Source organism: Natronomonas sp., from assembly GCF_036625485.1.
Classification (GTDB): Archaea; Halobacteriota; Halobacteria; order Halobacteriales; family Haloarculaceae; genus Natronomonas.
The window spans coordinates 1-6058 of record NZ_JAZKTR010000141.1 but is presented as its reverse complement, the minus strand read 5'-3'; the positions used below and the strand labels follow the sequence as shown (position 1 = coordinate 6058).

General features: G+C 65.2%; 7 protein-coding genes. 4 read left to right on the top strand and 3 right to left on the bottom strand.

The window, feature by feature from the left end; translation table 11 throughout:
• The coding region (locus V5A53_RS12035; protein ID WP_332313859.1) for a gamma-glutamylcyclotransferase family protein at positions 1 to 213 on the bottom strand (213 nt) is incomplete at its 3' end.
• Positions 214 to 331: 118 nt separating this feature from the next.
• Between V5A53_RS12035 and V5A53_RS12030 the strand changes: the two genes are divergently transcribed.
• Both V5A53_RS12030 and V5A53_RS12025 read left to right on the top strand, forming a co-directional pair.
• Positions 332 to 1648 carry an MATE family efflux transporter gene (locus V5A53_RS12030; protein ID WP_442928696.1) on the top strand — a complete coding sequence of 439 codons (1317 nt, stop codon included), beginning with the start codon at positions 332 to 334 and terminating at the stop codon, positions 1646 to 1648.
• 74 nt (positions 1649 to 1722) lie between these two features.
• Positions 1723 to 2358, top strand: a complete 636-nt coding sequence (locus tag V5A53_RS12025) for a DUF502 domain-containing protein (RefSeq protein ID WP_332313857.1) — start codon at positions 1723 to 1725, stop codon at positions 2356 to 2358.
• On the opposite strand, the gene V5A53_RS12020 is transcribed toward V5A53_RS12025, so the two are convergent.
• On the bottom strand, positions 2355 to 3191 hold the full coding sequence (locus tag V5A53_RS12020) for a proline dehydrogenase family protein (RefSeq protein WP_332313856.1): 837 nt from the start codon (positions 3189 to 3191) through the stop codon (positions 2355 to 2357). The genes V5A53_RS12025 and V5A53_RS12020 overlap by 4 nt on opposite strands.
• Before the next feature lie 88 nt (positions 3192 to 3279).
• Here V5A53_RS12020 and V5A53_RS12015 point away from each other — a divergent pair, with 88 nt between their 5' ends.
• Together V5A53_RS12015 and V5A53_RS12010 are read left to right on the top strand one after the other, a co-directional pair.
• Positions 3280 to 3825: a CDP-2,3-bis-(O-geranylgeranyl)-sn-glycerol synthase gene (locus V5A53_RS12015; RefSeq protein ID WP_332313855.1), complete on the top strand. Its 546-nt coding sequence runs from the start codon at positions 3280 to 3282 to the stop codon at positions 3823 to 3825.
• Between the two features lie 273 nt (positions 3826 to 4098).
• Positions 4099 to 5196 (top strand): DUF2157 domain-containing protein, encoded by a 1098-nt coding sequence (locus tag V5A53_RS12010; RefSeq protein WP_332313854.1) that lies wholly within the window; start codon positions 4099 to 4101, stop codon positions 5194 to 5196.
• 17 nt (positions 5197 to 5213) lie between these two features.
• Here the strand turns inward: V5A53_RS12010 and V5A53_RS12005 are convergent, their stop codons facing one another.
• The gene (locus V5A53_RS12005; protein ID WP_332313853.1) at positions 5214 to 5978 is read right to left on the bottom strand and encodes a SprT-like domain-containing protein; all 765 of its coding nucleotides are present in this window, start codon (positions 5976 to 5978) and stop codon (positions 5214 to 5216) included.
• Positions 5979 to 6058 lie beyond the last annotated feature (80 nt).

The window sequence follows — 6058 nt, the reverse complement described above, 5'->3', positions numbered from 1 at the left end:
ATCGACGCCCTCGTAGTCGTCCAGCGTCCCGATGTCGCCTTCGTTGAGGTGTAGTAGCCGACCGCCGGTCTCACCGCTCGGCGCCAGCGTCGGATAGCGCCCGTCGGCGCGATGGAGGCCGACCAGCCGTGCCTCCGGCCCGAAGTCGGCGTGGCCGAGCAGTTCGCGGGCTCGATCGGGGTCTCGGAGCGTGCCGTAGACGAACACGTCCATATCCCCCGTTCGGCTGGCCGACACAAGAAGGATAAAATCGGCGGCGAGTGAAGACGCCGTCGTGCGCGAGCGACTGCTGTCGGTGTGGCGTCGGATCCTCTCGCTGTCGTGGCCGGTGATGGTCGAACAGACCACCCGGACGCTGATGCGGACCGTCGACATCCTCGTGACGGCGCTGTTTTCGCCGGTCGCGGTCGCCGCCATCGGACTCGCCGACCTCTATGCTCGGTTCCCGCTGTGGGTCGGCCTCGGGATGGGAAGCGGCGCTATCGCGCTGTCCTCGCAGGATACCGGCAGCGGTGCGACCGCCAATCGGGACGAAGCCATCTCACAGGCGCTCGTCGTCGGTGCGGTCATCGGCATCCCGTTCGCTATCGGCGGCGTCCTCTTCGGCGAGCAGGCCATCGCACTGCTCGGCGCTCCGACGGAGGTCGCCGCTCTCGGTGGAACCTATCTCGCCATCGTGTTGGCGACCGCGCCGGCCCGCCATGTCGGCCTCATCGCTGCCCGATCGCTTCAGGGGACCGGCGATACACGAACACCGATGTACGTCAACATCGTCGCCAACGTCCTCAACATCGTCGGGTCGATAACGCTCGGGCTCGGCCTACTCGGGGCACCACGACTATCCGTCGTCGGCGTCGGCATCGCGACCGCGGCGGCCAACGTCTTCACCGCCGTCATGTTACTCGGGGCGCTCGCGACGGGGGTCGCTGACGCCAACCTGGCCCGCCCGCAGGATCTCCTCATCACGAAACAGCTGTTGCAGGTGAGCGCGCCCTCGGTCGGCGAGGGTCTCGTCTCGACGCTCGTGGAGTTCCCGCTGAACGCGATCCTACTCGGGTTCGGTACGGAGGTCAACGCGGCGTTCCACATCGGTCGCCGACTCTATCAACAGTTGACGGGGCCGATCTCCCGTGGGTTCCACGTCGGTGCGAGCGTCCTCGTCGGACAGTCACTCGGCGCCGGCGACGCCGCGCTCGCGCGGTTCCAGGGATGGGCGACGGCTGGACTGGGCGCCCTTCTCGTCGGCGGGTTCGGCGTCCTACTGGCGGTCGTCGCGGAACCGTTCGTGTCGGTGTTCACCGACGACGCGGCAACGATCACCTACGCGACCGGGTTCGCGCGGGTCTACGGCCTCACGGCGATCTTCCTCGTTACCTTCGCCATCCTGCAGGGCGCCTTCGCCGGGGCGAGCGAGACGCGAATTCCGTTCGTCGCCCGGACGTCGGGGCTGGCGATATTCATGCTCGGCTTTACGTATCTCGTCGGCGTCGTGCTCGACTACGGGGTCGTCGGCGCGTATCTCGGCATCGGCCTGGCCTACATCTGGATGGCCCTCGTCGTCGTGGTGAGCTTTCATCGGGGCGACTGGGCCGACCGGGCGGCGTCGATGCTGGCCGAACGAGGAAGCGTCGCTCCGGATGACGGATGAACTGTCGGTAGACCGTTAGCATTCGCGTCACTCGGTCGAAGCGCTGAATACGCGGCAGGTAAATCTACGGACGAATGCTTTCGTCCTCTTGGAAGCGTGATATCGCGAGCGGGCTCATCGTCCTCGTCCCGCTTCTGGTGACCGCGTACGTCGTCGCGTTCATTTATCAGTCGATCGCCAATCTCCCGTTTTTAGAGACCACGCTGGAGGGCCAACCTGTCGCCGTACGGGTCGCGATTACGCTGGTGCTTTTCGGATTGCTCGTCCTCTCGGTCGGTTACCTGATGCGGACTGCGGTCGGGGACTTCCTCGAGGAGGCCCTCGACGGCATCATGAATCGGCTTCCCGGGCTCCGCGTCGTCTACAACGCCTCGAAGATGGCGGTCGAAACCGCGGTTTCGGGGCCGGACGACCTGCAGACGCCGGTGAAAATCGAAACGTGGGAGGGAATGCGAATGACCGCGTTCAAAACCGGGAAGACGACTGAGGACGGCCGCGACGTGCTTTTCCTGCCGACCGCGCCCAACATCACGACCGGCTACGTGGTCGAAGTCGAACCCGACCGCTACACTGAAATCGACGAAAACGTCGAGGACGCGCTCACACGAATCCTCAGTGCCGGGTTCGGCGAGAGCCACGAGCAGAGCATCCACATCGACGTGACCGAGGAAACCACGACCTCTCGTGACGGCGACGGCGACGAGGATTAACGTCCGAGAACGGCCCGAAGCGCGAACAGCGCGTTCTCCTTGCGCTCCATGACGCGCCGGTAGAAATACGAGAGCCACTTGTCGCCGTACGGGGCGTACTGATAGACGGTGACGCCATCGGCGGCGAGTTCTCGCTGGGCATCCTCACGAACGCCCATCAGCATCTGTACCTCGTAGGGAGTGCCGTACTCTTCGTGCAGGTCCATCGCGTGGTCGATCATCTCGGGGTCATGGCTCCCGATGGCGACGCCGGCGTCGAACACCTGAAACGCGAGTTCGAGGTTCTCCCGGTAGGCCTCGTTGACTCGGGCTTTGTCGCTGTAGGCGATATCCGACGGCTCTTCGTAGGCGCCCTTGACCAGTCGTATCTTCCCGGGCAGGCCAGCCAATCGCTCGATATCGCCCGGGGTTCGCTTGAGATTCGCCTGCAGGCAGAGCCCCATCTTCGGGTAGCTTTCGACCTGTGCTTCGAAGGCATCGAGCGTCGCATCGGTGGTCGTGTGGTCCTCCATGTCCATCCAGACGAAGGCATCGTTGGCCGCCGCGGCCTCGACGATACGTTCGAGGTTCTCCCGGAAGACGCCCTCGCCGACGTCGAGGCCGAGTTGTGAGGGTTTGACCGAGATGCAGGCATCGAGATCGGTCTCGCCGATCTCATCGATGAGAGAACAGTAGGTTTGCGCGTCGTCGTCGGCCGGTCCCCGTTCGTCGTAGTGTTCGCCGAGGAGATTGAGTATCGCCCCGATCCCGTCGTCGTTGAGTTCCCGAGCGTGGTCCATCGCGCTCGCAGCGGATTCGCCGGCGACGAACCGCCGGGCGATTGGCGGTATCATGCTGGCAAATACTGCCGCCCGCCCCAAGAGCGTACTCCTTCGGGTCGCGTTCCGCCGTTCTTATACCTCCGCCGGGTCCAGACCGGATATGGTAGTCGAGACGGTCGTCATCGCGGTCTGGGCCATGCTGCCCGCTTATATCCCGAACAACGTGGCCGTCCTCGCCGGCGGCGGCCGCCCTATCGACGGTGGCCGAACGCTCGACGACGGCAAGCGCATCCTCGGCGACGGAAAGACGTGGCGGGGCACCGCCTTCGGCACCGCGGCCGGTGTCGTCGTCGCCCTTCTGCTCAACCAACTGCACGACGGCTTCGCCAGCCTCACCGGCGTCGGCATCCCCGAGTTCCCCATCCACGCCGCCATCGCCCTCGCCTTCGGCGCGATGCTCGGCGACATCCTCGCCTCGTTTCTCAAACGCCGCACCGGCCGCGAGCGCGGGGCCGTCTTCCCCGGCGTCGACCAACTCGATTTCGTCGTCGTCTCGCTCCTCTTGACGTTCATCGTCGCCACCGGCTGGTTCCGGGCTACCTTCACCCTCCCAGTCATCGTCGCCATCCTCGTGCTGACGCCCGTCCTCCACGTCGGCACGAACATGCTCGCCTATGCGTTCGGGCTGAAGGACGAGCCGTGGTAGAAACTTTTTGTACGCGAGCGCCAGCGGCGCTCGCGGTCATCAGATTCCAAAGGAATCTGATGGGCAATCAGACCGCGGAGCGGTCTGATGACGGCAAAAACTTTCATGAAAAAGACACGGCGGCCCTCCTTACAGTCGGGCGTTGGTCCCGCGCTCACTCCGTTCGCGCGGGGAACCGCTCGCGCCCTTCGGGCGCTCGCGGATGCTCCTGTTGCTGTCCCAGTCACTCGAACCGGGCCCAATTTATAAACAATCACGCGACCATCCACGGCCATGGACCCCGATGCCCTCCAAAACGAAGTCGACGAGTGGGTCCGTGAGGGGATAATCACGGACGAACAGGCCGAGGAGATACTGGCCCGCTACGAGGGGGCGGACCAACGATGGCCGCGTATCGTACTCGCGCTGTCGCTCGTCGGTGCCGTCCTCGTGTTCGCCGGTATCGCGCTGTTTCTCGCCACGAACTGGCAGGACCTCTCTCGGCCCGCCCGAGCGGTCGTCCTGGTCGCGGCTCCAACGCTCGCCTACGTCGGCGGCGTCGCGGGCTACAACCGCAACGCGCCAAAGATCGGCCACGCGATGTGCATTCTCGGCGCCGTCCTCGTTGGACCGTCGGTCTTCCTGTTCGATAGCCTCTACGCGCTCGATCTCGCGATGGAATGGCTGCTGTTCGCGTGGGTGGTCGTCATGCTCCCGACCGGCCACGCCCTCGGTTCGCGGGTCGGGACCGCGTTCGGACTCGTCCTTGCTGCCGTATTGGTCGCTACACTCGAAGAATCAGCAGCTCTCGCTACCGCTCTCGGGGGGCTTGGAATCGTCCTGTTCGCGTTCGGCCACCAGCGGGATGACGCAGTCGCGTGGACGTACCGAATCGGCGGCGTCACGATGGCGCTGGTCGGTTTGCTCGGAATGACGCTTCTCGAAGGGCAGTTCCAGCGCTTCACGCTCGATCCGACGGCGATACTGGTGGCGACGTCCCTCGGCGCCGTCGCCGGTGTGGTGTGGCTGTCGGTCACCGAGCGGCGGGCCGGTGTCGAATGGGCTGCCGTCGCCGCGATCGCCCTCGCGTGTTCGTTCGGAATCGCGGTTCTCGCGCCTGACACCGTCCCCGATTTGGCGGCTTTCATCGGCGTCCACCTCACGACGCTCGCGGGCCTGTTCGCGACCGGGTATCTCGGCTACCGTACGGAGTCGCGTCGGTTCATCGACCTCGCGGCTGTCGGCGGGATGCTTCAGACGCTCTCCTTCGTCCAGGCAACGGTCATCGACGCGCTCTCGGGGTCTATCGCACTCATCGTCGCCGGCCTCGTCCTGCTCGGCGCTGGTATCGCGCTCGAACGCGGCCGGCGGGCAGTGCTTTCGAGCCTCTGAAAAGCACGGGCCGGAAGCTATCGCCGACTACCGTTCGACTGGCTTGCCGGTTCGAGCCGATGGATAGCCGTCGTCGGCACCCCTGTACTCTCCCCCTCGGCGAAGGCACGAATCGACTCGTCGTCGTGCGGTCCGTGGTCGAGATATCGGTCGCCAGAACGGAGATAGAGGAGCGTTTCGCAGTCCGTGCAGTACCGATAGCCGGTTGCACCGACCCGGCCGTGGGCGGCCTGTCGAACGGTCTTGCAGAGTCGGAACTTTCCCCACCACTCGCCACACGAGGGGCATTCGACGACGTAGTTGTAGTCGGCCCGCTCCCGTTCGTAGGGCGTCGAACATCGGCCCGAGAGGTCCAGCGGGTCGACCCACGCCTGAAACGAGGGGCCGTGTCCCGGCTTGACGCGGACCGTTTGGGCCGTCGTCGCTCCGTCAACCAGCCTTGCGCCGTCGTCGGAAATCACCGCTCGCTCGCCGCGGTGCTGGTGTTGCCACGCGTGGACGAGTTCGTGGCGGATGATCTCCTCGCAGGCCGCGAAGCCGCCCTGCTCGTAGACGTGTTCGCCGATGGTGATGACACAACCGCCATCGGGTTCGTAGGCACAGCGACCGTTTCGCCGCCGGGTACGGGTCGTGGTTGCCCACGCGATGTCGGTGAGTTCGAGTGCCGACAGCGGCCAGCCGTCGCTTCGAACCACGGCCTCCCCATACGTCCGCGCCCGCTCCGAGAGGGCGTGGTCGTCACGCAGACTTCCTTGCCGGCGACCGCTCGAACCTCCCGTCACTCGGGTGTACGTCCGGCGGTTTCGTATATAAAGAATCGGCTCCGGGCGAGGCTGTCGCTACGCGGTCGATAAATAAGAGA